This is a genomic window from Streptomyces sp. NPDC039736 (assembly GCF_055596485.1).
In genome coordinates this window covers 460,015-485,440 of the sequence record NZ_JBVIUQ010000006.1, presented here as the reverse complement: position 1 = coordinate 485,440, position 25,426 = coordinate 460,015, and the positions used below count along the sequence as shown (strand labels likewise).

General features: G+C 72.0%; 24 protein-coding genes and 2 tRNA genes. 10 read left to right on the top strand and 16 right to left on the bottom strand.

Features of this window, described 5'->3' with window-relative positions; translation table 11 throughout:
* Positions 1-100: 100 nt before the first annotated feature.
* Complete coding sequence (locus tag ACZ56L_RS21645) at positions 101-733, bottom strand: alpha/beta hydrolase family protein (RefSeq protein WP_471065657.1); 633 nt, start codon at positions 731-733, stop codon at positions 101-103.
* 195 nt (positions 734-928) lie between these two features.
* Complete coding sequence (locus tag ACZ56L_RS21640; RefSeq protein ID WP_471065654.1) at positions 929-1,750, bottom strand: SOS response-associated peptidase; 822 nt, start codon at positions 1,748-1,750, stop codon at positions 929-931.
* 50 nt (positions 1,751-1,800) lie between these two features.
* On the opposite strand from ACZ56L_RS21640, the gene ACZ56L_RS21635 reads away from it, so the two are divergent.
* The 4 genes from ACZ56L_RS21635 (at position 1,801) to ACZ56L_RS21620 (ending at position 5,388) form a co-directional block, all read left to right on the top strand.
* Complete coding sequence (locus ACZ56L_RS21635) at positions 1,801-2,523, top strand: M50 family metallopeptidase (protein WP_345228519.1); 723 nt, start codon at positions 1,801-1,803, stop codon at positions 2,521-2,523.
* 52 nt (positions 2,524-2,575) lie between these two features.
* The gene (aroA, locus tag ACZ56L_RS21630) at positions 2,576-3,919 is read left to right on the top strand and encodes a 3-phosphoshikimate 1-carboxyvinyltransferase (RefSeq protein WP_345228520.1); all 1,344 of its coding nucleotides are present in this window, start codon (positions 2,576-2,578) and stop codon (positions 3,917-3,919) included.
* A 17-nt stretch (positions 3,920-3,936) separates the two neighbouring features.
* Positions 3,937-4,953: a ribosome small subunit-dependent GTPase A gene (gene rsgA / locus ACZ56L_RS21625; protein WP_345228521.1), complete on the top strand. Its 1,017-nt coding sequence runs from the start codon at positions 3,937-3,939 to the stop codon at positions 4,951-4,953.
* Between the two features lie 111 nt (positions 4,954-5,064).
* On the top strand, positions 5,065-5,388 hold the full coding sequence (locus tag ACZ56L_RS21620) for a DMT family transporter (protein ID WP_345228522.1): 324 nt from the start codon (positions 5,065-5,067) through the stop codon (positions 5,386-5,388).
* A 40-nt stretch (positions 5,389-5,428) separates the two neighbouring features.
* Here the strand turns inward: ACZ56L_RS21620 and ACZ56L_RS21615 are convergent, their stop codons facing one another.
* Positions 5,429-5,992, bottom strand: a complete 564-nt coding sequence (locus tag ACZ56L_RS21615; protein WP_471065651.1) for a TetR/AcrR family transcriptional regulator — start codon at positions 5,990-5,992, stop codon at positions 5,429-5,431.
* Between the two features lie 94 nt (positions 5,993-6,086).
* Here ACZ56L_RS21615 and hisN point away from each other — a divergent pair, with 94 nt between their 5' ends.
* A complete protein-coding gene (hisN, locus tag ACZ56L_RS21610) occupies positions 6,087-6,887 on the top strand; it encodes a histidinol-phosphatase (protein WP_345228524.1) in 801 nt (266 codons plus the stop codon).
* A gap of 181 nt (positions 6,888-7,068) precedes the next feature.
* Positions 7,069-7,473, top strand: coding sequence for a CBS domain-containing protein (locus tag ACZ56L_RS21605; protein WP_345228525.1), 405 nt, complete (start codon positions 7,069-7,071; stop codon positions 7,471-7,473).
* Between the two features lie 82 nt (positions 7,474-7,555).
* Here the strand turns inward: ACZ56L_RS21605 and ACZ56L_RS21600 are convergent, their stop codons facing one another.
* Positions 7,556-9,031, bottom strand: a complete 1,476-nt coding sequence (locus tag ACZ56L_RS21600) for a catalase (protein WP_471065649.1) — start codon at positions 9,029-9,031, stop codon at positions 7,556-7,558.
* Positions 9,032-9,180: 149 nt separating this feature from the next.
* Between ACZ56L_RS21600 and ACZ56L_RS21595 the strand changes: the two genes are divergently transcribed.
* A complete protein-coding gene (locus ACZ56L_RS21595; protein WP_345228527.1) occupies positions 9,181-9,594 on the top strand; it encodes a Fur family transcriptional regulator in 414 nt (137 codons plus the stop codon).
* 145 nt (positions 9,595-9,739) lie between these two features.
* On the opposite strand, the gene ACZ56L_RS21590 is transcribed toward ACZ56L_RS21595, so the two are convergent.
* The 4 genes from ACZ56L_RS21590 to ACZ56L_RS21575 all read right to left on the bottom strand — a co-directional run bounded on the left by ACZ56L_RS21590 (position 9,740) and on the right by ACZ56L_RS21575 (position 14,987).
* Positions 9,740-9,813 (bottom strand) — tRNA-Met (locus ACZ56L_RS21590).
* 66 nt (positions 9,814-9,879) lie between these two features.
* Positions 9,880-11,775: a tetratricopeptide repeat protein gene (locus ACZ56L_RS21585; RefSeq protein WP_345228528.1), complete on the bottom strand. Its 1,896-nt coding sequence runs from the start codon at positions 11,773-11,775 to the stop codon at positions 9,880-9,882.
* A gap of 163 nt (positions 11,776-11,938) precedes the next feature.
* A tRNA-Met gene (locus ACZ56L_RS21580) sits at positions 11,939-12,012 on the bottom strand.
* 53 nt (positions 12,013-12,065) lie between these two features.
* Positions 12,066-14,987: a UPF0182 family membrane protein gene (locus ACZ56L_RS21575; protein WP_471065724.1), complete on the bottom strand. Its 2,922-nt coding sequence runs from the start codon at positions 14,985-14,987 to the stop codon at positions 12,066-12,068.
* A 166-nt stretch (positions 14,988-15,153) separates the two neighbouring features.
* On the opposite strand from ACZ56L_RS21575, the gene ACZ56L_RS21570 reads away from it, so the two are divergent.
* Entirely contained in the window at positions 15,154-15,735 is a 582-nt protein-coding gene (locus ACZ56L_RS21570; protein ID WP_345228529.1) for a PPA1309 family protein, read from the top strand.
* Between the two features lie 24 nt (positions 15,736-15,759).
* On the opposite strand, the gene ACZ56L_RS21565 is transcribed toward ACZ56L_RS21570, so the two are convergent.
* The 4 genes from ACZ56L_RS21565 to ACZ56L_RS21550 form a co-directional block, all read right to left on the bottom strand.
* On the bottom strand, positions 15,760-16,848 hold the full coding sequence (locus ACZ56L_RS21565) for a YlbL family protein (protein WP_471065646.1): 1,089 nt from the start codon (positions 16,846-16,848) through the stop codon (positions 15,760-15,762).
* 153 nt (positions 16,849-17,001) lie between these two features.
* On the bottom strand, positions 17,002-17,172 hold the full coding sequence (locus tag ACZ56L_RS21560; protein WP_345228531.1) for a hypothetical protein: 171 nt from the start codon (positions 17,170-17,172) through the stop codon (positions 17,002-17,004).
* Positions 17,173-17,334: 162 nt separating this feature from the next.
* On the bottom strand, positions 17,335-17,808 hold the full coding sequence (locus ACZ56L_RS21555; protein WP_401756127.1) for a molybdenum cofactor biosynthesis protein MoaE: 474 nt from the start codon (positions 17,806-17,808) through the stop codon (positions 17,335-17,337).
* Between the two features lie 149 nt (positions 17,809-17,957).
* Positions 17,958-19,106, bottom strand: coding sequence for an SDR family oxidoreductase (locus tag ACZ56L_RS21550; protein WP_345228533.1), 1,149 nt, complete (start codon positions 19,104-19,106; stop codon positions 17,958-17,960).
* A 191-nt stretch (positions 19,107-19,297) separates the two neighbouring features.
* Between ACZ56L_RS21550 and ACZ56L_RS21545 the strand changes: the two genes are divergently transcribed.
* Positions 19,298-20,734: a zinc-dependent metalloprotease gene (locus ACZ56L_RS21545; protein WP_471065643.1), complete on the top strand. Its 1,437-nt coding sequence runs from the start codon at positions 19,298-19,300 to the stop codon at positions 20,732-20,734.
* Positions 20,731-21,261 (top strand): NUDIX hydrolase, encoded by a 531-nt coding sequence (locus ACZ56L_RS21540; RefSeq protein ID WP_471065641.1) that lies wholly within the window; start codon positions 20,731-20,733, stop codon positions 21,259-21,261. The genes ACZ56L_RS21545 and ACZ56L_RS21540 overlap by 4 nt, the downstream gene beginning before the upstream one ends.
* Before the next feature lie 63 nt (positions 21,262-21,324).
* Here the strand turns inward: ACZ56L_RS21540 and ACZ56L_RS21535 are convergent, their stop codons facing one another.
* The 4 genes from ACZ56L_RS21535 to ACZ56L_RS21520 form a co-directional block, all read right to left on the bottom strand.
* Positions 21,325-22,080 carry an AIM24 family protein gene (locus tag ACZ56L_RS21535; RefSeq protein ID WP_401756136.1) on the bottom strand — a complete coding sequence of 252 codons (756 nt, stop codon included), beginning with the start codon at positions 22,078-22,080 and terminating at the stop codon, positions 21,325-21,327.
* Positions 22,081-22,096: 16 nt separating this feature from the next.
* Entirely contained in the window at positions 22,097-22,777 is a 681-nt protein-coding gene (locus tag ACZ56L_RS21530) for an AIM24 family protein (protein WP_345228537.1), read from the bottom strand.
* 14 nt (positions 22,778-22,791) lie between these two features.
* Positions 22,792-24,492, bottom strand: coding sequence for a TerD family protein (locus ACZ56L_RS21525; protein WP_471065639.1), 1,701 nt, complete (start codon positions 24,490-24,492; stop codon positions 22,792-22,794).
* A gap of 144 nt (positions 24,493-24,636) precedes the next feature.
* The gene (locus ACZ56L_RS21520) at positions 24,637-25,179 is read right to left on the bottom strand and encodes a M48 metallopeptidase family protein (RefSeq protein ID WP_401756142.1); all 543 of its coding nucleotides are present in this window, start codon (positions 25,177-25,179) and stop codon (positions 24,637-24,639) included.
* Positions 25,180-25,426: the final 247 nt, after the last annotated feature.

Genomic DNA, 25,426 nt, shown 5'->3' with positions numbered 1-25,426 from the left:
CGGCGTGGGCAGATGGTGGAACCCATGCGGCGAACTCCCTCTTGTTTCTGCGTCGGACGCAGGTGACAACAGCGGTCCGGCGCCGCGCATTCCCGGGGGGTCAGCGGAGTGAGCGGGTCCACTCCAGGACGGCGTCCGTGATGACGCCGAGGACCTCCTCCTCGGTGCGGCCCGCCCTCCCGGGGACCTTGAAGCCGTGGTCGGCGTGCGGGACTTCGACGAGAGCGAAGTCACCCCCGGGGAACTCTTCGGGTTTGCCGAAGGGGTCGTTCCCTCCTTGTACGACGAGGGTGTCGACCCCGGTCCCCAGGAGCTCGTCCCGGCGCGACTTCTCGGGCCGGCCCGGAGGGTGCAGGGGGAAGCTCAGGGCGAGCACGGCGCGGGCGCCCAGGTCCCGGGCGGTGCGGCAGGCGACGCGGGCCCCGGCGCTGCGGCCGCCGACGACGACGGGCAGGCCGGGCCCGCGGAGTTCCGGCCACAGGCCGCGCCAGGCCAGGTCGAGGGTCTTGGGGGCCGGGGCCAGCTTCTTGCCGGCGACGCGCCAGGGCTGCTCGACGAGGACGACGGTGACGCCCTCCGGGGGCAGGGCCCGGGCCAGGGCCTGGAGGTCCCGGGCCTCGATGCCGCCGCCGGCTCCGTGGCCGAGGGCGAGTACGGTGCGGGGGTTCCGGGCCCGGTGCCAGTGGAGCCTGGCGGCTCCGGCGTCGGTCTCCACGGTGACGACGTGATCCATCCGCCCATCCTGCCGGTTCCGGACCCCGGCTCCCGCGCGGGTGCGCCGTGGTCCCCGTCCCGTGCGGGGCCGTTCGTGGTCCCGGTCCCGGTCCCGTGCGGGTGCGTCGTGGCCGGTCGCGCGGTTCCCGGCGCCCCTGACGGCACGCGCTCCGGGCAGCCGCCCCCGCCCCGGCGCCGGCCGGGCCCGTACCCCTCAGAAGAGCGTGGCGACCTCCGGGCCCGCCAGCTCCTCCAACAGCTCCGGACCGTTGTTGCGGACATTGCTGACCGCCGTCCCCACCGGGTACGCCCGCACCGCCCCCGCCCCCGGTGGCACCAGCAGCCCCCGGGCCTCCTCGACCTCCGTCACGGAAGGGTCCAGCCACGCCCGCCACTTGTCCGGCGTCAGCATCAGCGGCATCCGGGGGTGGATCTCCGCCAGCGACGACGGGCCGCCCTCCCCCGCCGGGCCCCCGGCCAGCGGCGTCGTCTCGGCCTCGGTCGTGACCACCGAGCAGGTCGCCCACCAGGCCCGGGGGTGCTCGTCGGGGAGGGTCCGGTCGCGCCAGAACTCGTAGATCCCGGCCAGCGCCATCACCGAACCGTCGGCCGGCGTCACGAAGTAGGGCTGCTTGCGGGGGCGCTTCTTCCTGCCCTCCTCCTCCAGGCCCCGCTCGGCGGCGCCCGTCACCCACTCGTAATAGCCGTCCGCCGGCACGATGCACCGCCGCGTCGCGAACGCCCGCCTGAACGACGGCTTCTCGTGGATCGTCTCGGCCCGCGCGTTGATCATCCGGGCGCCGCCCTCCGGCGTCTTCGCCCAGGACGGGACCAGGCCCCACTTCAGCATCCGGAGCTGACGAACCGGACGCGGGTCCTCGGCGTCCTTCACGGCACGTTCGAGAATCACCGGCACCGTCTTCGTCGGCGCCACGTTCCAGTCCGGGACCAGGCTCTCGGCCGGGTCCCACTTCTGCACCTCGAAAATTCCGGCGAGGTCTTCGGCCCCCCGGCTCACCGCGTAGCGTCCACACATACGTGCCACACTGCCACGCCCGTACCGCCAGCAAGGAGCCGTCCGCAGAAATGAACGTCCTCGCCGCCCCCGAGCTCGGCACCCTGTGGGACCGGCTCACCGGCACGCAGCCCGATCCCGAGCGCTGGCTCCTGTACGCGACGGCCGCCCTGGCCCTCATAGCCGTGGTGCCGCACCCGCTCTGGCGGCTGTCCCGGAACGCCGTCACCATCGCCCACGAGGGCGGCCACGGGCTGGTCGCCCTGCTCACCGGCCGCACCCTGACCGGCATCCGGCTGCACTCCGACACCAGCGGGCTGACCGTCAGCCGGGGCAGGCCCACCGGCATCGGCATGATCCTCACGGCCGCCGCCGGGTACACCGCGCCGCCCCTGCTCGGCCTGGGCGGCGCGTGGCTGCTGGCCGCCGACCACATCACGCTGTTCCTGTGGCTGGCGACGGCGCTGCTGCTGGCGATGCTGGTGATGATCCGCAACGCGTACGGGGTCCTGACGGTCGTCCTCACCGGCGCGGCCTTCGTGCTGGTCTCCTGGCTGACCGGACCCGACGTGCAGGCCGCCTTCGCGTACACCGCCGTGTGGTTCCTGCTGCTCGGCGGCGTGCGGCCGGCCTTCGAGCTGCAGTCCAAGCGGCGGCACGGCGGGGCTCCCGACTCCGACGCCGACCAACTGGCCCGGTTGACCCACGTGCCGCCGCTGCTGTGGCTGGGGATGTTCCACGTGGTGTCGGTGTGCGCGCTGCTCGGCGGAGGGCGCTGGCTGCTCGGTCTGTAGTCGCCGGTCACGGGGCCGGGAGCCGTGGCGGGTACCCACTAAACTCGGCGGCATGACCGAAAGCGCCGTGCACCCTGCCCTCTGGCCCGCCCCCCATGCGACCGGGGCCGTCGACGCGACGGTGACCGTGCCCGGCTCCAAGTCGGTCACCAACCGTGCGCTCGTCCTGGCCGCCCTCGCCGCCGAGCCGGGCTGGCTGCGCCGCCCGCTGCGCTCCCGCGACACCCTGCTGATGGCGGAGGCGCTGCGGTCGATGGGAGTCGGCATCGAGGAGACCGTGTCGTCCAGCTCCTCCGTCGCGGGCGGTCCCGTGGGCTCCGGCGAGGCCTGGCGGATCATCCCGAATGGGCTGCGCGGCCCGGCGACCGTCGACGTCGGCAACGCCGGCACGGTGATGCGCTTCCTGCCGCCGGTGGCCGCCCTGGCGGACGGCCCGATCCGTTTCGACGGCGATCCGCGGTCGTACGAGCGTCCGCTGGGCGCCGTCATCACGGCGCTGCGCGCGCTCGGCGCCCGCATCGACGACGACGGCCGGGGCGCGCTGCCGCTGACGGTGTTCGGCGGGGGCGCGCTGGACGGCGGCCGCGTCGAGATCGACGCCTCGTCCTCCTCCCAGTTCGTCAGCGCGCTGCTGCTGTCCGCGCCGCGCTTCAATCAGGGGGTGGAGGTACGGCACGTGGGCTCGACCCTGCCGTCCCTGCCGCACATCCGGATGACCGTCGACATGCTGCGCGCCATCGGGGCGCAGGTCGACACCCCCGAGTCCGGGGGCGAGGCGAACGTCTGGCGGGTCACCCCCGGCGCCCTGCTGGGCCGCGACCTCGTCGTCGAGCCCGACCTGTCCAACGCGCAGCCCTTCCTGGCCGCCGCCCTCGTCACCGGCGGCCGCGTCACCGTCCCGGACTGGCCCGAGCGCACCACTCAGCCCGGCGACGCGCTACGCGAGATCTTCACGGCCATGGGCGGCACGTACGAACTGACCGAACGCGGCCTGACCTTCACCGGCACCGGCTCGGTGCACGGCATCGACTGGGACCTGAGCGAGGTCGGCGAGCTGACCCCGGGCATCGCCGCCGTCGCCGCCCTGGCCGACTCCCCCTCCACGCTGCGCGGCGTCGCCCATCTGCGGCTGCACGAGACGGACCGGCTGGCCGCGCTCACCAAGGAGATCAACGGGCTCGGCGGCGACGTCACCGAGACCGCCGACGGCCTGCACATCCGGCCGCGCCCGCTGCACGGCGGCACCTTCCACACGTACGACGACCACCGCATGGCGACGGCCGGTTCGATCATCGGCCTCGCGGTGAAGGGCGTGGAGATCGAGAACGTGGAGACCACCGCGAAGACCCTGCCCGACTTCCCGGCCATGTGGTCCGACATGCTCGCGGGCAACTGACGGGCCGGGCGAAGACGATGCGCCGCTACGGCAAGAACCCCGACGAGGACGACATCCGCGTCCGGCCCAACCGCAAGGGCAACCGCCCCCGCACCCACATCCGGCCCAAGCACGAGGACGCCCGCGAGGGCATGGTCCTCACCGTGGACCGGGGCCGGCTGACCTGCCTGGTCGAGGACCGCCAGGTCATGGCGATGAAGGCCCGCGAGCTGGGGCGCAAGGCGGCCGTCGTGGGCGACAAGGTCATGATCGTCGGGGATCTCTCGGGCGCCAAGGACACCCTCGCCCGCATCGTCCGCATCGAGCCGCGCACCTCCGTGCTGCGGCGCACGGCCGACGACGACGACCCCTTCGAGCGGGTCGTCGTCGCCAACGCCGACCAGCTCGCCATCGTCACCGCCCTCGCCGACCCGGAACCGCGCCCCCGCATGATCGACCGCTGTCTGGTGGCAGCGTACGACGGGGGTCTGACCCCGCTCCTGGTCCTCACCAAGTCCGACCTGGCCCCGGCCGACTCACTGCTCGAGATGTACGTGCCGCTGGGCGTCCCGTACATCGTCACCAGCCGCGAGGAGCTGGAGAACGGCGCGGCGAGCGAGGTGGTGCGCGATCACCTGGACGGCCGGATCACCGCCTTCGTCGGTCACTCGGGCGTCGGCAAGACGACCCTGGTCAACACGCTCGTCCCCGAGGAGCGGCGGCGCACCACCGGGCACGTCAACGCGGTCACCGGACGCGGCCGGCACACCACCACCTCGGCGCTCGCGCTGCCCCTCGCGGGTGAGTCCGGCTGGGTGATCGACACCCCGGGCGTGCGGTCCTTCGGGCTGCACCACGTGGACCCCTCGCGCGTCATCCACGCGTTCCCGGACCTGGTGCCGGGGACGGAGGAGTGCCCGCGCGGCTGCACGCACGACGACCAGGCGGTGGACTGCGCGCTGGACAAGTGGGTGTCGGACGGGCACGCGGACCCGGCCCGGCTCTACTCGCTGCGCCGACTGCTGGCCACCCGGGAACGGCGCGACGGGGACTGAACCGTGGGCGCTCCCCGCGGCGTCCCTCCGGTAAAGGCATAATCGCACCGAGCGAGACGAAGCAGTCACCGAACCGGGTCCGCGGACCCGGGCTGACGCGGGAGGCACACAATGGCGTGGCTGCTGGTGGTGGTCGCCGGAATCCTGGAAACCGGTTTCGCGGTCTGCCTGAAGCTCTCCCACGGGTTCACCAGACTCTGGCCGACGATCGCCTTCGCGGCCTTCGCGCTGGGCAGCTTCGGGCTGCTCACGCTGGCGCTGAAGCGGCTGGACGTGGGTCCCGCGTACGCCGTCTGGACGGGGATCGGGGCGACCGGGACCGCCATCTACGGCATGGTCTTCCTGGACGACGTGGTCTCCACCCTGAAGCTCGTCTCCATCTCCTTCGTCATCATCGGCGTCATCGGCCTCCAGCTCTCCGGCTCCTCGCACTAGCACCGCGGGCACACGTCCACGGCTTCCCCGGCCCGCCCCCTCACAGCAGCCCCCGCACGACCTCCCCCACCCCGCCCGGTCCCGGCGCGACCACCCACGACACCGCCACCCGCACCGCCGCCTCGCACGCGGCCGGCGTCCCCGCCCCCGCCGCCGCGACCCGCGCCCGTACGGCCTCCACCAGCTCCGCGGCTCCCGGCGCACCGGCGTCCGCCCGTCGCTGCGCCGCCCCCGCGGCCCCCGCCGACGACCCCCGGGCAGGCCGCCCCGACGGCAGCCGGTCCGACCAGCAGTCCGTCACCAGCGCCCGCACCAGCACGCTCCCCCGCGCCGCCCGTACGATCCACTCCGCGACCCCGGCCAGCCGGTCCGCGTCGGAGCCGGTGCGGTCGGCCAGCACCCGGTCGACGCCCGCCAGGAAGCCGTCCGCCTCCCGCCGCACCAGCGCCCGCGCCAGCCCCTCCTTGCTGCCGAACTCGTTGTAGAGGGTCTGCCGGGACACCCCGGCCGCGGCGGCCACGTCGACCATCCGCACCGCCGTCCAGGACCGCGCCGCCAGCGATGTGCAGGCGGCGTCCAACAGGGCTTCTCGCGCAGTGGGCATGGCCTCGCCTCCCGGCTGCCAGCGTTGACGGCCCGTCACGCACTGTCAAGACCGCCCGCGCGGCGCCGGACCCGCTGCCGCTACTGTGGCGCCCATGCCCGACTATCACGATGACCTGCGCCTCGCCCACGTCCTGGCCGACGCCGCCGACGCCGCCACCATGGAGCGGTTCAAGGCCCTGGACCTCCAGGTCGAGACGAAGCCGGACATGACCCCGGTGACCGAGGCCGACAAGGCGGCGGAGGAGTTGATCCGCGGACAGCTGCGGCGCGCCCGCCCGCGCGACGCGGTCCTCGGCGAGGAGTACGGCCTGGAGGGCGACGGCCCGCGCCGCTGGGTGATCGACCCCATCGACGGCACGAAGAACTACGTGCGCGGCGTCCCGGTCTGGGCCACCCTCATCTCGCTCATGGAGGCGGGCGAGGGCGGCTACCGCCCCGTCGTCGGCGTGGTGTCCGCCCCCGCGCTCGGCCGCCGCTGGTGGGCCGCGAAGGGCGCGGGCGCCTACACCGGCCGCAGCCTGACCTCCGCGACCCGCATCCACGTCTCGAAGGTCCCCGAGATCGCCGACGCGTCCTTCGCGTACTCCTCGCTGACCGGCTGGGAGGAGCAGGGCCGCCTCGACGGCTTCCTCGATCTCACCCGGGCCTGCTGGCGCACCCGTGGCTACGGCGACTTCTGGCCGTACATGATGGTCGCCGAGGGCTCGATCGACATCTGCGCGGAGCCGGAGCTCTCGCTGTGGGACATGGCCGCGAACGCGATCGTCGTCGAGGAGGCCGGCGGCAGTTTCACCAGTCTGGACGGTGTTCCGGGCGTCGACGGCGGCAACGCCGCGGCCTCCAACGGCCTGCTCCACCCCGAGCTCCTCGGCTACCTCGACCGGCGCTCCTGAGCGGCATGAGGGGCGTGTGACGAGATTTTGCGCGCCCCTCAACTTGCCTCTACCTCCCTCTTGTTGACCCCCGGCGTCCCTGCGACTCTGAAAGCTCCCTCACTTGTGAACTTGTGAATCCGTTCCCGTTGCGCAGCGCGCGGCGGGGCCGCGGGTCCACACCCAGGAGGTGGCTTCTCCCATGCTCGTACGCGACGCCATGAGCACGATGGTCCTCACCATCGGCCCCGCCCACACCCTCCGCCAGGCCGCCCGGCTGATGTCCGCCCGTCACGTCGGCGCGGCCATCGTCCTCGACTGCGACACCAGCGGTCCGGGCATCCTGACCGAGCGCGATCTCCTCAACTCCGTCGGCGCGGGCCAGGACCCCGACCTGGAAACGGTCTGCTCCCACACCACCACCGACGTCGTCTTCGCCTCCCCCTCCTGGACCCTGGAGGACGCCGCCGACGCCATGGCGCACGGCGGCTTCCGCCACTTGATCGTGCTGGACGAACGGGGCGAGCCGGTCGGCGTCGTCTCGGTCCGCGACATCATCCGCTGCTGGGCCCCGAGCCGCCGCCACCCGGCGTCACTGGCGGGCTGAGGCCCGTACCGTACGGAAAAGGCCGGTGGGCCGGACCCCCAGGGGAATCCGGCCCACCGGCCTCACACCGTGACGCCGACGCCTACGCGGCGCGCAGCTCGCGCACCGCGGTCTCCAGGCGCTTGCCGAAGTCGGCGTCGGCCTGGCGGAAGTTGTGCACCGCGCGCTCGGCGATGTCCTCGCGCGAGACCTTGGAGATGAACCCGGCGAGGTTGTCGATCAGCCGGTCCTTCTCGTCCTCCGTCATCAGCCGGTAGAGGTTGCCCGCCTGCACGAAGTCGTCGTCCTCGGCGTGGCGGGGGGTCTCGTGGTTGCCCGTCGGACCGGTGACCGCGACCGGCTGCCACAGCGGCCGGCCGGTCTGCGCCGGGCCGCCGAAGCTGTTCGGCTCGTAGTTCTTGGCGCCGTCGTGGCGGCCGTCGTAGAGGTGGCCGTCACGGGAGTTGGTGCGCGCCTCGGTGGCGTGCGGGCGGTTCACCGGCAGGTGGTCGGCGTTGATGCCGACGCGGTAGCGGTGCGCGTCGCCGTACGCGAACAGGCGGCCCTGGAGCATCTTGTCGGGGGACGGGCCGATGCCCGGCACGAAGTGCGCGGGGCTGAAGATCGACTGCTCGACCTCGGCGAAGACGTTCCGCGGGTTGCGGTTGAGCTCCAGCCTGCCGATCTCGATCGGCGGGTAGTCCGCGTGCGGCCACACCTTGGTGAGGTCGAACGGGTTGAAGCGGTACGTCGCCGCGTCCGCCGCCGGCATGATCTGCACCTGCACCGTCCAGGACGGGAACTCGCCGCGCTCGATGGACTCGCGCAGGTCGCGCTGGTGGCTGTCGGGGTCCATGCCGGAGAGCTGGTTGGCCTCCGCGGTGGTGAGGTTCTTGATGCCCTGGTCGGTCTTGAAGTGGTACTTGACCCAGAAGACCTCGCCCGCCTCGTTGTTCCACTGGTACGTGTGCGAGCCGAAGCCGTCCATGTGGCGGTAGGACGCCGGGATGCCGCGGTCGCCGAAGAGCCAGGTGACCTGGTGGGTGGACTCCGGGCTCAGGCCCCAGAAGTCCCAGACGTTGTCGGCCTCCTGGGAGCCCGTGTACGGGTCGCGCTTCTGGGTGTGGATGAAGTCGGGGAACTTGATGGCGTCCCGGATGAAGAACACGGGGGTGTTGTTGCCGACGAGGTCGTAGTTCCCCTCCTCCGTGTAGAACTTCACCGAGAAGCCGCGCGGGTCGCGCACGGCGTCGGCGGAGCCGAGGTTGCCCGCGACGGTGGAGAAGCGCAGGAAGGTCTCGGTCTGCTTGCCGACCTCGGAGAGGAACGCGGCCCGCGTCCACTGCGAGACGTCACGGGTGACGGTGAAGGTGCCGTACGCCCCGGCGCCGCGGGCGTGCACCACGCGCTCCGGTATGCGCTCGCGGTTGAAGTGCGCGAGCTTCTCCAGCAGCGCCTGGTCCTGGACGAGGACCGGCCCGCCGATGCCCGCGGTCTCGCTGTTCTGGTTGTCAGCGACCGGCGCGCCGGCCTCGGTGGTGAGCGGCCCCTGGGTCGTCATGTGCGCCTCCTGCGTCATTCCCGCAAATCCTGTCCCTTGTTCGCCCCGGCCTGTCCGCCTTGGCTCTCGCTGCACCCGATCCTACTCTGGACTTTGTCCAAGTCAAACAACCATCCAACTCCACATCGATTCGGGACTACGGCCCCCGTCCTGTTAGGCTGGAGGACATGAGCGACCTTTTGGAACGACTGCGCACACGCGGCTGGCGCATGACGGCGCAGCGCCGCGTCGTGGCCGAGGTCCTCGACGGGGACCACGTGCACCTGACCGCGGACGAGGTGCACGCCCGCGCGGTCGACCGGCTGCCGGAGATCTCGCGCGCCACGGTCTACAACACGCTGGGCGAGATGGTCTCCCTGGGCGAGGTCGTCGAGGTCTCCACGGACCGCCGCGCCAAGCGCTACGACCCGAACGCCCACCGCCCGCACCAGCACCTGGTGTGCGCGAAGTGCGGCGCCATCCGCGATGTGCACCCCTCGCGCAACCCGCTGTCCGACCTCCCGGACACGGAGCGCTTCGGCTTCACCATCTCGGACGTGGAAGTGACCTACCGGGGCATCTGCCCCAACTGCGCCCCGTAGCCCGCGCCCCCGGCAGGGGCGCGGGGAACCGCGCGCGCAACCCGTCACGAGCCGCGCGGCCGAGCGCTTCGGGTGACGGCGTGCAGGAACTGAAAAACGGCCGAAGGCCCGGAACTCTGACGAGTTCCGGGCCTTCGGCCTCTAGTAGCGGGGACAGGATTTGAACCTGCGACCTCTGGGTTATGAGCCCAGCGAGCTACCGAGCTGCTCCACCCCGCGTCGGTAGACCCAACCCTACGCCGCGCCCCCGACCAGCGCAAATCCGTTTCCCCGCCCGCCCGGCGCTCACGCCGTCAGCTCCTGGTGCAGCGCGTCCCGCAGCCGGGCCGCCCGCTCCGCCACCTCGGCGGGCCCCAGCTCCACGGCCCGTACGCACCACCGCTCGCCCTCGTCCAGCTCGCCCCGCCGCGCCGCCAGCAGCGCCAGGCGCAGCGCCGCCCGGCCGTGCCCGGCGTGCGCCGCCCGCGTCCACCACAGCTGCGCCTCGGGCTCGCGGCCCTCGCGCGCCAGCAGCAGCCCCAGGTTGAAGGCGCCCCCGAGGCTGCCCGCCTCGGCCGCCTCGCGGTACCAGCGCGCCGCGGCCTCCGCGTCGCCGCGCCCGGCGGCCAGCATCCCGACCCGTACCTGTGCCCGGCGGTGGCCCTGCTCGGCGGCCCGCTCGTACCACTCCTCGCACTCGGACTTCTCGTCCACCGGCTCGCCGAGCACGGGCGGCCCGGCGGGCGGGCGGCGCGCGTCGAGCAGCATCCCGAGCCGGAAGGCGCCCTCGGCGCTCCCGCCGCCCGCGGCCCGGCGCAGATGGGCCTCCGCGTCCTGCTCGTCGCCCTCGCGCAGCAGCGCGATGCCGACCTGGAGGGCCGCCTCGGTGTGCCCGGCGGCGGCCGCCCGCTCGTACCACTCGAAGGCGCCCTGCTCGTCGCCGCGGCCCGCGTACAGGATGCCGAGGTTGAAGGCGGCGTCGACGCTGCCCGCCTCGGCGGCCTTGGAGAACCAGGGCTCGGCCCCCGCCGCGTCGCCGCCCTGCATCAGCAGGATGGCCAGCGCGTTCGCCGCCTCCCGGTGGCCCGCGTAGGCGGCGCGCCGGTACCACTGCTCGGCCTGCGCGGTGCGCTTCTGGGCGGCGCACAGCAGCCCGAGGTTGTACGCCCCGTTGATGTCACCGGCGTCCAGGGCGGCCCGGTACCAGCGCTCGGCGGTCTGCTGCTCGCCCCGGGCGGCGTGCAGCGCCCCCAGCGCGTTGGCGGCGTTGCCGTCGCCCTCCTGGGCGGCGCGCAGCCACCACACGGCGGCGCTCTCCTCGTCGCCGGCGTCGCGCAGCAGGAAGCCCAGCGCGCAGGCGGCGCGCGGCTCGCCGTCCTTGGCGGAGGTCAGGTACCAGCGCCCGGCCTCCTTGAGCTCGCCGCGCGCCTCCAGGATGACGCCCAGGTGGAGGGCGGCTCTGCGGTGCCCGCGCGCGGCGGCCTGGCGGTACCACTGCTCGGCCTCGACGGCCGGCGGCTTCTCGCCGGGGGCGGCGGAGGAGGTGCGGAGCATCCGGGGGTCGGTGTCCCAGGTGATGCCGCGCCGGTTGGCGACGTCGGCGGCGGGACCGTCGCCCGTGGGGGTGCCGGCCCGCCGGTCCAGCAGCCGTGCCAGGCGGTACGAGGCCTCCCGGTGCCCCTGTTCGGCGGCGGCCCGCAGCCAGCGCTCGGCGCCGACGTCGCCCCGGTGCTCCAGGAGGTCGGCGAGGGCGTACGCGCCCAGCGCGTGGCCGTGCTCGGCGGACTGGCGCAGCCAGTACTCGGCGGCGGGCTCGTCGCCGCGCTCGCGGTAGTGGCGGCCGAGCGCGTGGGCGGCGGCGGAGGACCCGGCGACGGCGGCGACGCGCCACCATCCGGCGGCCTCGTCGGCGTATCCGCGCTGGTGCAGCAGGACGCCCAGGTTGTTGGCGGCGGACCGGTCCCCGGCGGCGGTGGCGGCGCGCAGGTGGGGTTCGGCGCCGTCGAGGTCGCCGCGGCGCAGCAGCAGGGAGCCGAGCACGCTCATGGAGGCGGTGTCGCCGTTGGCGGCGGCCTGCCGGTGGCGCAGCTCGTACTCCGCCGTGGCGGTGTCCGTGTCCGCCGTGACGGTGTCCGTGCCTTCGTCGGCCGTATCAACCTGCCCTGTCTCCAACAGAGTTGCCCTGTCCCCCATAGTTTTCATCGTCGCACCACCCGCAACCCGGGTACACCTGGTATACCGCAGCCCGTGAGGTCACTTCAGCGTTTTGTCGACATGCCCACAGGGCGACAAGTCAAACACATCTGGGGTACGGACATGCGAAGAGGGCCCGAATCCTCAATGGATTCGGGCCCTCTTCCTTCAGTAGCGGGGACAGGATTTGAACCTGCGACCTCTGGGTTATGAGCCCAGCGAGCTACCGAGCTGCTCCACCCCGCGTCGTTGTTCTGCAACCGTACCACGACGCGGGAGGGAGCCTTTCCGGCCTGCGACTACTCGTTCTTCGCGGGCTCCTGCGGGTCCTTCTGGTCGGGCGCCTTCGGGTCGTCCGAGGCCGGGGGCGCCGCCTTCTGGGCGTCGGCCGCCCGCTGGAGCGCCTCCTGGAGCTTCTCCTGCGCCTTGCCGTACGCGACCCAGTCCTGCGGGGTCTTCTGCAGCGCCTTCTGGCCCTCGTCGTACGCCGCGGTGGCGTCCGCGATGGCCTTCTGGAGCGCGGCGGAACCGGTGGCCGGCGGCTTGGTGGTGCCGTCGCCCTTGTCCGGCGGGGTCTCCGCGCCCTTGTCGCCGAAGACCTCGTTCAGCGCCTCGGGCAGGCTGTTCTTGAAGACGGTCTCCTTGCCGTAGGACACGGCGACCCTCTTGAGCAGCGGGTACTGGGCGCTGTTGCCCTCCGCGTACACCGGTTCCACGTACAGGAAGCCGTCGTTGAGCGGGATCGTCAGCAGGTTGCCGTACTCGATGTTGGAGTTGGCGCCCTTCATGTTGCGGACGAACTCGGCGACGTCGGCGTTGCCGTTGAGGCGGCTCTGCACCTGCTGCGGTCCCGGCACGTCGCCCGTGACCCGCAACAGCCTTATCGTGCCGTAGCTCGGGCTGGAGGCATCCGCGTCGACCGCCATGAAGCCCCCGAGGTTGGGGCGCCCGTTGGGCGTGAAGGTCGTCGTCAGGGAGAAGTTCTGCTCCTTGTCACCGGGCATCTTCAGGCTCAGGTAGTACGGCGGGACCGCGCCCTTGGCGTCGGTCGTCGGGTCGTCCGGGACCTGCCAGGCGTCGGAGCCGGCGTAGAACTGCTTGGGCTCCTCGACGTGGTAGCGGGTGAGCAGCTCGCGCTGGACCTTGAACATGTCCTGCGGGTAGCGCAGGTGCTCCTTGAGCTGCGCGGGGATCGCGCTCTTGTCCTCGACGGTGCCCGGGAACGCCTTCTTCCAGGTCTTGAGGACCGGGTCCTTCTCGTCCCACTCGTAGAGCTTGACCGTGCCGTCGTACGCGTCGACGGTCGCCTTCACCGAGTTGCGGATGTAGTTGACCTGGTTCTGCTGGGCGACGACGGCGCGCTGGTTGGTGGTCAGCGAGTCGGTCGTGGTGTCGCCGAGCGTGGTGCGCGAGGCGTACGGGTAGCCGTTGGTCGTGGTGTACGCGTCGACGATCCACTGGATGCGGTCGCCGATGACCGCCGGATAGGCGTCGCCGTCGATGGTCAGCCAGGGGGCGACGGCCTCGACGCGCTGCTTGGGCGTGCGGTTGTAGAGGATCCGCGAGCCCTCGCCGATGGCGCCGGAGTAGAGGATCTGCGGCTCGCTCATGGTGACGGCGTAGGCCGCCCGGTTGAACGGGTTCGAGAGGTTGACGCCGCTGTCGCCCCGGTAGCTGGTGGTCTTGGTGGGCTCGCCGTTCTTCTCGTAGTCGAGCTCCTGCTGCGGGCCGCCGACGATCGAGTACTGCTCGGTCTTCTCGCCGTAGTAGATCCGCTGCTCGTACTTGGCCTTCCCGGAGAGGACGCCCTCGGACGGCAGGCCGGACTCGGTGAACTCCGGGCCGCCCTCGGTGTCCGTGTTGATGGACGTGCCCTTGGCGGTCACCGCACCGTAACCGTGCGTGTAGTAGAAGTGGTCGTTGATCCAGTTCCGCTTCGGGATGCCCTTGAGGTCCAGCTCGCGCAGGCCGATGACGGTGTCCTGGCCGTTGTAGCGGTCCACGTCGAGGGTCTGCGGGAACTGGTAGTACTTCCGCTCCTGCTGGAGCTGACGGAAGGTGGGCGAAACCACGTTCGGGTCGAGCAGGCGGTAGCTGGCCGCCGTGTCGGCGTCCTTGCGCAACTGCGCGTTGTCGACGCTGTCGTTCGAGCCCTTGTAGTCGGTGACCTTGGCGCCGGCGATGTCGTACGCCTTGCGGGTCGCGTCGATGTTCTTCTTGATGTACTCCGCTTCCTTGGCCTGCTCGTTCGGCTGGACCTGGAACTTCTGCACGATCGCCGGGTAGAGGCCGCCGATCAGGATCGCGGAGAGCACCATCAGGCCGAAGCCGATGACCGGCAGCTGCCAGGTGCGGCGCCACAGCGTCGCGAAGAACAGCACGGCGCAGATGACGGCGATGCAGAACAGGATCGTCTTCGCCGGGAGATAGGCGTTGGCGTCGACGTAGCGCAGGCCCGTCCAGTTGCCGGTGGCCTTGAAGTCACTGGACTTCACGGCCAGTCCGTACCGGTCGAGCCAGTACGCGACGGCCTTCAGCGCGACGAACACGCCGAGCAGCACCGACAGGTGCCCGGTCGCGGCGGCGGTCGCGCGTGCGCCGGGGCTGGTGAGCCGCAGCCCGCCGTACAGGTAGTGCACCAGCGCGGCGGCGACCAGGGAGATCACCGCGGCGGCGAACCCGAAGCCGAGCAGGAAGCGGTACCAGGGCAGGTCGAAGGCGTAGAACGCCACGTCGAGCCCGAACTGCGGGTCCTTCTGCCCGAACAGCTCGCCGTTGACCCACAGCAGCCAGGTGCGCCACTGTCCGGCGGCGGAGGCGCCCGCGATCAGCCCGACGAGGGCGGTGATCGCGATCAGCACCCACTTCTTGTACGGGGCCAGGCCCATCCGGTAGCGGTCGAGGCTCTGCTGCTCCATCGACATCGCGCTGAGCGGCGGCCGCAGCCGGTGCGCCAGCCAGACGTTCACGCCGACGGCGGCGGCCATGAGGAGACCGAAGACGGCGAACAGCCCGATCTTGGTCCACAGGGTGGTGGTGAAGACGGAGGAGAACTTGACCGACCGGTACCAGAGCCAGTCCGTCCAGAACCCTGCGAACATGACGAACGCCATGGCCAGGACGGCCAGGACCCCCAGTGTCATGAGCAGGGTCCGGGCACGCCGGGAGGGCCGGCCCACTCTGATCCGTGGCCCGGTCGGGCCTCCGCCGCGGTCCGGCATCTGGAAAGCCAACGTGCGCACCTCGAAGTTCGCTGTGTTGTTTGCGGTGTCTAGCGGGTCTAGCAGGTGTCTCCGGAACCCGCGAGGGCAGGGCCCGTACCTATGCAACTTACTGAAGCTTTACTCAGTTCCCGCTTTGGGGGCCGAAGGAGGCAGGATATTCACCATGTCCAACTCCTCCCCCTCAGACCACACCCCTCCGATGCCCGCTCCGGGCACGCCGATGGCCGCCTCGCCGCTCACCCGGGCGGTGCTGGAGATCGACGAGTACGCCTCCGGTCTCGGCTGGGACAAGCCCGCCCGGCTGTTCGCCCTGGTGGACACCGCGAAGCTGCGCAAGCAGGAGCCGGGGCTCGCCAAGCAGCTCGGCATCGAGCCGGGGCAGGCGGCCGGCTACACGCCGATCGAGCAGGCGGAGATCCCGCGCGGCAAGGCGCTGGACGAGTTCCTCGGCACGATCGCCTGGCCCGACCAGGTGACCGGCTGCGCGCTCACGGTGGAGCGCCTGATGCTGCCGCCGTCGGCGGAGGCGTCGGTGCCCGAGGGCATGAAGGGCAAGCAGCTCACCAAGTGGGTGGCCGCGCACCCGGACCGGCAGGAGGTCCGGATGACGGTGGCGGTGCTGCGCGGCGGGGCCCGCGAGTCGGCGATCCGGCTGCGCGAGAAGGACTCGCCGAACGAGGTGCTGACGGGACCGGACCTGGTACCGGGGCTGGCGGAGGCGCTGGCGGCGACGTTCGAGTCGTAACCCCGGCGGTCCGGCCGGGGCGGGTCAGCCTGTCGTGCACCGCGGCAGGCTGGACCGGTCTCCCCTGCTGATGCCGTTCATCGCCTTCATGGCGTCGTCGAGGGTGTCGACCTTGACGAGGGTGAGCCCCTCGGGCACGTCGGCGGCGGCCGTCGCGCAGTTCTCCTTGGGCGTCAGGAAGTACTCCGCGCCCGCCTTGCGCGCCGCGACGGTCTTCATCTGGATGCCGCCGATCGGGCCGACCTTGCCCTTCTCGTCGATCGTGCCCGTGCCGGCGACGAACTTTCCGCCGGTCATGTCGCCCTCGGTGAGCTTGTCGACGATGCCGAGCGAGAACATCAGCCCGGCGCTGGGGCCGCCCACGTCGGCCAGCTTGATGTCGATGGTGAACGGGAAGGTGTGGTCGGTCCCGGCCTGGATGCCGACGATCGCCCTGCCGTTGTCCTCGGCCTTCTTCGTGGTGACGCTGACCTTCCCGGTCGTCGTGGGCTCCTTGTGCGCCTTCTCGGCGGCCTCGGCGTCCTTGACCGGCACGATGGTGAAGACGACCGTCTCCCCGGGCTTGCGCTTGGTCACCAGCTTGGCCACGTCGCCCGGCTCCTCGACCTTCGTGCCGTCGACCTCGCGGATGACGTCGCCCGCGTGCAGCTTGTCCTCCGCGGGGCTGTCCTTGACGACGCTCGCGACGACCACCCGGGTGGCGACGGGGATCTTCAGCGCCCGGAGGGCGGCCACCTTGGCGCTCTCCTGGGACTGGCTGAACTCCTCGGCGTTCTCCTGGGTGGACTGCTCCTCGGTCTTGCCGTCCGGGTAGAGCGTGTCGTGCGGCACCACGATGCTGTCGTGGGCGAGCCAGCCGTACACCGTCTCGGCGAGGTTCATCCGGTAGTCGGCGCCGGTGACGCGGACCGTGGTCATGTTCAGGTGACCGGTCGTCGGATACGTCTTGCGGCCCGCGATCTGGAGCACCGGCTCGCCGCCCGCCTCGCCCAGCGTGTTCACCGTCGGGCCCGGGGACATCTCCGCGTACGGGACCTTGATGAGGACACCCGCACAGAGCAGCGCGATGAGAACGAGGGTGGAAGCGAGCATCGTCGCAGTGCGGCGTGGCATGGAACGACAGTACGGGACGGGTGCGCACGTGCACCGCTGGGGCCGGTCCGTACGGGGCGCAGCGGCGGCTCTCGCGTACGAACGGCGGAGCGGGGCCGTCTCCGGCGGGGCGCCGGGCAGGAGCGTCCTCAGGGGCGCGTGGGCGCCGGGGCGTCAGGCGGCTTCTGAACCGGAACGCGGTTTCTGCATGGCTTCGCGGAACTTCTCGTAGCCCGCCAACTCGGCGACATCACCGGTTGTGCGATCGCGGGCGGCCCAGCTTCCCCATATCGCAGCCCCTATGGCTGCGAAAAGCGGAATCAGCAACCAGGCAAGTGCAGCCATTTCCGACCTCCCGACCCAGTGAGCGACCGCTGGACAATCCCGAGCGATCGCAGCCAGCCGATCAGCAGATTAACCATCCGCTGCTCCAACGCTCCGCCCCGGGGTCGGGTTACGCAAATCGGGGCGGTTGACGGCGTCCGTGTTTAGAGCGCGGAGTTGCGGCTAACAGGCTCCGACCCATTCCTCCGTGCCGTCGGAGAACTTCTGGTGCTTCCAGATCGGCACGTCGTGCTTGAGGTCGTCGATGAGCATGCGGCAGGCCTCGAACGCCTCCGCCCGGTGCGGGCAGGACACGGCGACCACGACCGCGAGGTCGCCCACCGCGAGATCGCCCACCCGGTGGACGGCCGCCAGCGCCCGGACCGGGTACTTGGCGACGACCTGCTCGGCCACCCTGCGCATTTCCGCCTCCGCGGTGGGATGGCAGGAGTAGCCCAGCGCGTCGACGTCCGCGCCGCCGTCGTGGTTGCGCACGGTGCCGACGAACAGGGCGGTGCCGCCCGCCGCGTCCTCGCCGACGGCCCGGAAGACCTCGTCCAGGGAGAGCGCCGTGTCGCGGATGGCGAGGAGGCGGATCGGGTCCTGCGCCGCCTGTTCGCCCGGGTGGGTGCTGATGGTGCTGGGAGTGCCTGCCATGCCCTCCATCGTGCCGTACGCCACCGACAACGCGGTATTGCGTCATCGCCCGGCGCGGGCGGGCGGCCTCTGGAGCCTCCTACAGTTGCGCCCGGCACGGAGGCCGTGCCGGGCGCGGTGGCGCGACGGACGAAGGGCGCGTCGGGGCGTCAGATGCGGCGGCGGGCCTTGCGGGCGCGGCGCACCAGTGCGGCCGTGCCGAGCAGGGCGACGGTGGCGCCGGCGGCTCCGGCGGCGGTGGCGTCCTTGCGGCCGAGCCGGCGGCCGGCGACGGTGTGCCGTCCCTCCACCTCCTTGAGGAGCTCGGCGAGCACCTCCTCGTTGGTCCACCGCGGCCGCCAGCCCGCGTCGTGCAGTTGCGAGACGCTCACCACCCAGGGGTGCATGGTGTACGCCAGGTCGCCCGCCGGGGACGGGGTGAGGCCGATCCGGTGCAGGCGCGCGGCCGCGCCGAGCGCGACCGCCGAGGGCAGTTCCATGCGGCGGATGCCGCTGAGCTCCTCGACCTCCTCCTGCTCCAGCCAGCCGTCGCAGCCCACCGCGACCTCGCCCTCGACCTTCTCCAGGACGGCGTACTCCAGGGCGCTGACCAGGTCGTCCACATGGCAGAACTGCCAGGTGGGGCGGGAGCCGGCGGCGACCAGCAGGCGCGGCGACTCGAAGTAGCGGGTCAGGGCCGTGTCCGTGCCGCCGACCAGGACGGCGGGGCGCACGACCGTGACGTTGAGTCCGGGGTGGGCGCGCGGGGCGCGGCGGCCCAGGCGCTCCACCTCCAGGAGGTCGCCGACGCCGGTGGCCTCGGCGGTGGCGCGCAGTTCGGCGTCCTCGGAGAGCGGGACGTCGTTGTCGGGCAGGGCCCCGTAGACCATGGCGCTGGTGCACAGGACGACCCGGTGCACTCCCGCGGCGGCGGCCGCGGTGAGCACCGTCTGCGTGCCGCGCACGTTGTAGGCGGTGCGGGCGGCCGGGTCGGTCTCCAGGTCGAGGTCGAGCGCCAGGTGCACGACGACGTCCGCGCCGCGCAGCTTCTCGGCGATGGCCGGGTCGCGCACGTCGAGGATGTGCCACTGCGCCTCGGACACCTCGCCGCGCCGCTCGTCGATCGCGACGACCTGCTTGATCTCGGCGGACTCGGCGAGGCGGCGGGTCAGGTGGGCGCCGACTCCGGAGGCGGCGCCGGTGACCGCGACGACCGGGCCGCGCGCGGGGCCGCGCGACGGTGGGGTGGGGGTTGACGGGTTTCGCGCTGCGCGAACCTTGGGATCTGTTGCGCGAACCTGCGGATCTGGGGAACTCACCGGGCGTCTCCAGCGGTTGTCTTCAGTACGTACGCGAGTTGGCGCGTACGGACCAGGTGGCGTCCATCCTGCCGCAGGCCTTGAGCCGGCGGAGCACCGAGCCCGGAACCTGTTCGGGTGTCTACGCTGGGTGCAGAAGCCGGGCAGCCGCCGCCGGCCAACTCCGGCGGCCCTACGAGCCGAGGAAACCCGTGAGTGACACCCCATTCGGATTCGGCCTTCCGCCGGAGGAGCCGGAGGACGGCGACGGCAAGAAGAAGGACCCTGCCGGTGGTGGGCAGGGTTCCGGCGGTCCGCAGAACCCCTTCGGGTTCGGCGGTCTGCCCGGCATGGGCGGCATGGGCGGTGACAACCCGTTCGCCGCGATGTTCGGTTCGATGAACCCCAACGACCTGGGCGCCGCCTTCCAGCAGCTCGGCCAGATGCTGAGCTACGAGGGCGGTCCCGTGAACTGGGACATGGCCAAGGACATCGCCCGGCAGACCGTCGCGCAGGGCACCTCCGACGGCACCAAGGACGCCAGCGTCGGCCCGGCGGAGCGTTCGGCCGTCGAGGAGGCCGTGCGGCTGGCCGACCACTGGCTGGACGGCGTGACCTCGCTGCCCTCCGGTGCGACCACCGCGGTGGCGTGGAGCCGTGCGGAGTGGGTCGAGGCGACCCTGCCCGCGTGGAAGCAGCTCGTGGACCCGGTGGCGGAGCGCGTCGGCGCGGCCATGGGCGACGTGCTGCCGGAGGAGATGCAGGCCATGGCGGGCCCGCTGATCGGCATGATGCGCTCCATGGGCGGCGCCATGTTCGGCCAGCAGATCGGGCAGGCCGTCGGTGTGCTGGCGGGCGAGGTGACCGGGTCGACCGACATCGGCCTGCCGCTGGGACCGGCCGGCAAGGCCGCCCTGCTGCCGCTGAACGTGGCGGCGTTCGGCAAGGACCTGAGCGTCGACGAGAACGAGGTCCGGCTGTACCTGGCGCTGCGCGAGGCCGCCCACCAGCGCCTCTTCGCGCACGTGCCCTGGCTGCGCTCGCACCTGTTCGGCGCGGTCGAGGGGTACGCCCGCGGGATCACCGTGGACACCTCGAAGCTGGAGGAGGCGGTCGGCGGTCTCGACCCGTCCAACCCCGAGCAGCTCCAGGAGGCCCTCCAGCAGGGCATGTTCCAGCCGGAGGAGACCCCGGCGCAGAAGGCGGCCCTGGCCCGTCTGGAGACGGCGCTGGCGCTGGTCGAGGGCTGGGTGGACGCGGTGGTGCACGAGGCCGCCAAGCCGCGCCTGACGTCGGCGGACGCGCTGCGCGAGACGCTGCGCAGGCGGCGTGCCACCGGTGGCCCCGCCGAGCAGACCTTCGCGACGCTGGTGGGCATGCAGCTGCGGCCGCGCCGCCTGCGCGACGCCGCCCGGCTGTGGGCCTCGCTCACGGACGCGCGGGGCCACGAGGGCCGCGACGGGCTGTGGGAGCACCCGGACATGCTGCCGACGGCCGCCGACCTGGACGACCCGGACGGTTTCGTGCACCGCGAGCAGATGGACTTCTCCGAGCTGGACAAGATGCTCGGCGAGGCCGCGAACGGCTCCTCCCCCCAGGAGAAGCCCAAGCTCACGAAGGACGACGAGGGCGACGAGGGCGCCAAGTGACCCTGCACGACGACGCGGTCCTCGTCCTTGAGAAGTACGAGGACCAGGCAGAGCTGCGACAGCAGTACCTGGACCACCTCGCGGCGCACCCGGACGGGATGTGGAAGGCCTGCACGGCCGGCCACCTCACGGCCAGCGCGCTGGTGGTGGACGCCGAGCGCGGCCGGGTGCTGCTGACGCTGCACAAGAAGCTGAAGATGTGGCTCCAGATGGGCGGTCACTGCGAGAGCGGCGACGCCACGGTGGCGGACGCGGCGCTGCGCGAGGCCACCGAGGAGTCCGGCATCAAGGGTCTGACGCTGCTTCCGGGCGGCCCGGTCCGCCTGGACCGGCACCCGATTCCGGCGCCCTGCCACTGGCACCTGGACGTGCAGTACGCGGCGATCGCCCCGGCGGGCGCGGTCGAGGCGATCAGCGACGAGTCGGACGACCTGCGCTGGTTCGCCTACGACGAGGTCGCGGACGTGGCCGACGAGTCCGTCGTACGGCTGGTGGAGCGGACGCGGGCGGCGCTGGCGTCGCAGTAGTCCTCCGTGCACGTGAGTAAGGGGCGGTCTCCAGGAGGCCGCCCCTTACTTCGTGCCCTGGTGCTAGTTCCAGGCGTTGTTCTGGTTCTGGCCGTGCGCGCCGTGCTGGCCCACGCCGTACTGGGCGGCCATGCCCTGGCCGATCACCGCGTTCTGCGGCGGCATGACCTCGCTGGGCTGGACCAGGACGATGCCCTGCCCGAGGAAGCTGAGCTCCCAGCCCTCTCCGGTGTTGCCGCGCCTGCGCCGTACCCCCGAGGAGTGCGTCTGCGCCTGCATCTGCACCCGCAGCGACGCCGACCAGGCGACCACCGCGTCCGCGTCGGCGCTGACGTACCGGTCGGGCGTGACCTGCATCAGCAGCGGCTGCCCCGAGGTCATCAGGGCGACCTTGCCGCGGCCGGAGATGTTCATCTGGAACTTGCCGGAGCCGGAGATGCCGTACTGGCTGTCGACGGCGACGACCTCGGTGTGCAGCGCCGAGTCCAGGGCCAGGACGTAACCGCTGTCGACGGTGAGGCCGTCCTGGTCGACGTCCACGACGTGGATGTACTGGGCGAGGTTGGCCAGGAAGACGGTGCCCTGCCCGGAGCAGCGCATCAGGTCCAGGCCCTCGCCGGTGTTGGCGCGGGCGCGCTGCTGCTGCTGCGAGACGTACTCGCCGTCGAACTCCATCAGCCCCTGGTAGGCGACCATGCTGCCCTTGCGGGCGAGGACGTCGTCGTGGCCGGTCAGGGCGACCCGCAGGAGCTGCGGGTTCTGCGCGGTGTAGCGCTCGGTGGACTGCACTTCCGTGTGGCCGAAAAGCGGGCTCTGCATGATGTCCGTGTCCCCTTCAGTTCCTGACCCGCAGGCGGTCCGAGCTGTCCTCGCTGGGCTGTACGACGACGACGCCCTGGCCCGAGAAGGCCATCTGGTACGCCTCGCCGCTGCCGCGTCCGATCAGGGAGGACGCCTTGAAGCTGCGCTTGCCCTTGACCTTGAGGTTCGGGGACCAGGCGACCAGGGCGTCCGGGTCGACGTACGTCTCGTCCTCGCCGCGGCCGCAGTCGACGACCAGGGGCGCGCCGCGCGAGGTGAGGGCGACCCAGCCGGTGCCGGTGACCTTCACGTTCCACAGGCCCTGGCCGGCGAACTTGGCGAGGCCCTTGACCCGCTCGACGCCCCACTGGAGGGAGGCGTCGAAGGCGAGGAGGTTGGTGCCGTTGACGGAGAGGGCGTCGTTGGTGAGGTTGATGACGACGACGTCAGCGCCGTAGTCGGCGAGGTAGAGCAGGCCGTCGCCGGAGCACTTCATCAGGGGGGCGCCCTCGCCGGTAATCCACTGCGAGGCGATCTGGCGCACCGCCGGGGGGTTGGGCTCGTACTGGACGAAGCCCTCGTAGGCGACCATCGAGCCGGTGCGCGCGAACAGGTCCTGGCCGGAGACCATGGCGACCTTGAGCATAGAGCGGCCGTGGTTCTCCATGCGGGCGCTGACGGGGGTCGGGGCGAAGCCCGCGAGCTGCTGGTTCATTTCTTCGGGCTCCCTCAGACCTCGTACGGCTGGACGACGATGAAGTTTCCGGGGGCTCCCCGGAACTGCAGGTTCACGGTCTCTCCGCTGTGGCCGGGGAACGCCTGGCGGCGCAGCCGGACCTGGCTGGAGACGATCACCTGGGACGCCGCCGACCAGGCCACGATGGCGTTGCTGTCGGCGAAGGTGGTGGGCGTGACCGGCAGGACGACCGGGACGCCCTGGGTCTTGACGACGACGGTGCCGGTGCCGTGGAACAGCATCGTGAAGAGCGCGCCGCCGGGGATGCCGTGGCCCTCGATGCGGCGGACCTCGTGCTGGAGGGTCTCGTCGAAGGCGAGGACGTTCTCGGCGGAGACGCAGATGCCGTCGCCCTGGAGCTCGATGGGGTGCAGGTGGGCGGCGCTCTCCGCGAAGAAGACCTGGCCGGCGCCGGTGCAGCGCATGAGCTGCATTTCCTGCCCGGTGGCGTTGCCGATGACGCGGCCCTTGAAGCCGGCGCCCTTGTAGCTGAACTCGACCTTGCCCTGGTACATCACCATGCTGCCCTGGCGGGCGAGCACGGCGGTGCCGTTGTTGCCGAGGTCGACCCGCATGAGCTGTTCGTTCTGCGGCGTCCAGCGCTGCCCGGTGGGGGTCTCGCGGAACTTCTGCAGGGCGGCCTGGAGGCCGGGGGCCTGCGGGATTCCCTGGGGCGGGATGCCCTGGGGGATGCCCTGCGGAGGCATGCCCTGCTGCTGGTAGGGCTGGTGGTGCTGGGGCGGGTACTGCCCGCCCGGCTGCTGTTGTCCGTACGGTCCGGGGGCGGCGGGTGCGCCCTGCGGGTAGCCGTACTGGCCGCCCTGGCTCTGTCCGGGGACCGGCTGGCCGTAGCTCTGGGGCGGCTGGGGCGCCTGCGGGGCGTGCGGCGGTTGGCCGTAGGGCTGCTGCGTGTGCAGCGGGGCGGCGATGGTCTGCGCGGCGTGCACCGGGGGGACGGCGGGCGCGGGCGCGGGGGGCGGGGTGCTGCCCTGGGGCGGCGGGGTGAACTGCGGGGCCGGCGCCTGGGGCACGGGCGCCGGGGCCGGGGCCTGCGGGACGGCCGGGGCGCCGAAGGCCGGGGCCGGGGGCGGACCCGCCTGGGCCGGCGGGGCGAACCCGGGAGCGGCGCCCTGCTGCGGCACCGGGGCCGCGGGCTGCTGCTGCTCCTCCTCGACCTCGCCGCCGAAGTTCTTCAGCAGCGCCTCCAGGCCGCCGTCGAAGCCCTGGCCGACGGCGGCGAAGCGCCACACGTCCTTGAGGTAGAAGTCGCCGAGCATCACCGCGCGTTCGGTGCTGAACTCCGAACCGTTGAACGAGTACCGGACGACTTCCTCGCCGCCCGCCACGACCCTGATGTACCCGGGGGACACCTGCGACATCTGTCCCGCGCCGTCGATGGTCGCGGTGAACGACAGCTTGTGGATGTGCGCCGGGATCCGGTCGAGCGTGACGCGGAACGACTCCGTGTCGCCGGCCTGCGCGCCCAGGAGCTGGATCGACTCCTCGGGGGACTTCGGCTGGTTGAAGAAGACGAAGTACCGGTCGTCGGTCAGCTGCTCGTTCGCGTCGAGGCCGAAGCAGCTGATGTCGAAGGTCAGCCCGGGAGCGCCGATCTGCACGCCTACGTACAGGTCCGTCCCCGCTGTGAGGTCACTGATCTTGGCCTTGTGGCCGCGCTGGAATTCCCTGGCCATACGTAACGACCGTCCCCCGTCCCGGATGTGGATGCGTCGCGAAGCAGGCTATCCGCAATCTCCGACAGTGCGGCGGGCCGGTACACAGTCGGTACAGATCACCGCAGGACGGCTACGTGCTTCGGCGGCGGACGGCGGCTGCCGTCACCGCTCGCGCGCTGTGGGCAGGTGGGGCAGCCGGTCGGCGGCGGCCACCCCCTCGAGGTAGCCGCGGGCCCGCTCGGTGCGCGGGTAGGCCTCCAGGAGCTGCCAGAAGCGGGAGCCGTGGCCGGGGACCAGGAGGTGCGCCAGCTCGTGCAGGAGCACGTAGTCGATGACGTACTCGGGCATTCCCTGGAGCCGGTGGGAGAGCCGGATGCTGCCCTCGGAGGGGGTGCAGGAGCCCCAGCGGGTGTTCTGGTTGGTCACCCAGCGCACCGAAGCGGGCCTGGCGCGGCCGTCGAAGTACTGGTCGGAGAGGTGGACGGCGCGTTCGGAGAGGTCGTCGTCGCCGAGGGCGCGCCTGCTCTCCTGGGCGGCCAGTTTGTCGAGCATCACGCCGACCCAGCGCTGCTCCTCGGCCTCGGACATGCGGGCCGGAATGAGCACGATGGTGCGGTCGCCCTCGCGGTACGCGGAGACGGTGCGACTGCGCCGGGCACTTCTGCGGACCTCGACGGCGAGGCGGGGGGACGGGTCGACGGACACGCCCCGACGTTACCCGCTGTGCGCGGCGGGCGTCCCGCCTTGGCGGGGTTACGGCCGGATGCCGCGGTCCGCCGCCGCTCCTGGACGGATCGGGTCTGCGGCTCACGGATCGGCTGCGCGGCTCCCGGACGGCCGGCTCGGTCGCTTCCCCCCATGGCCGGCTCGGTCGCTCCCGGACGGCCTGTTCGTACGACTAACGCTCGGGCCTGTGGACAACTTTCGGCACGGATTTTCACCGGCGCGCATT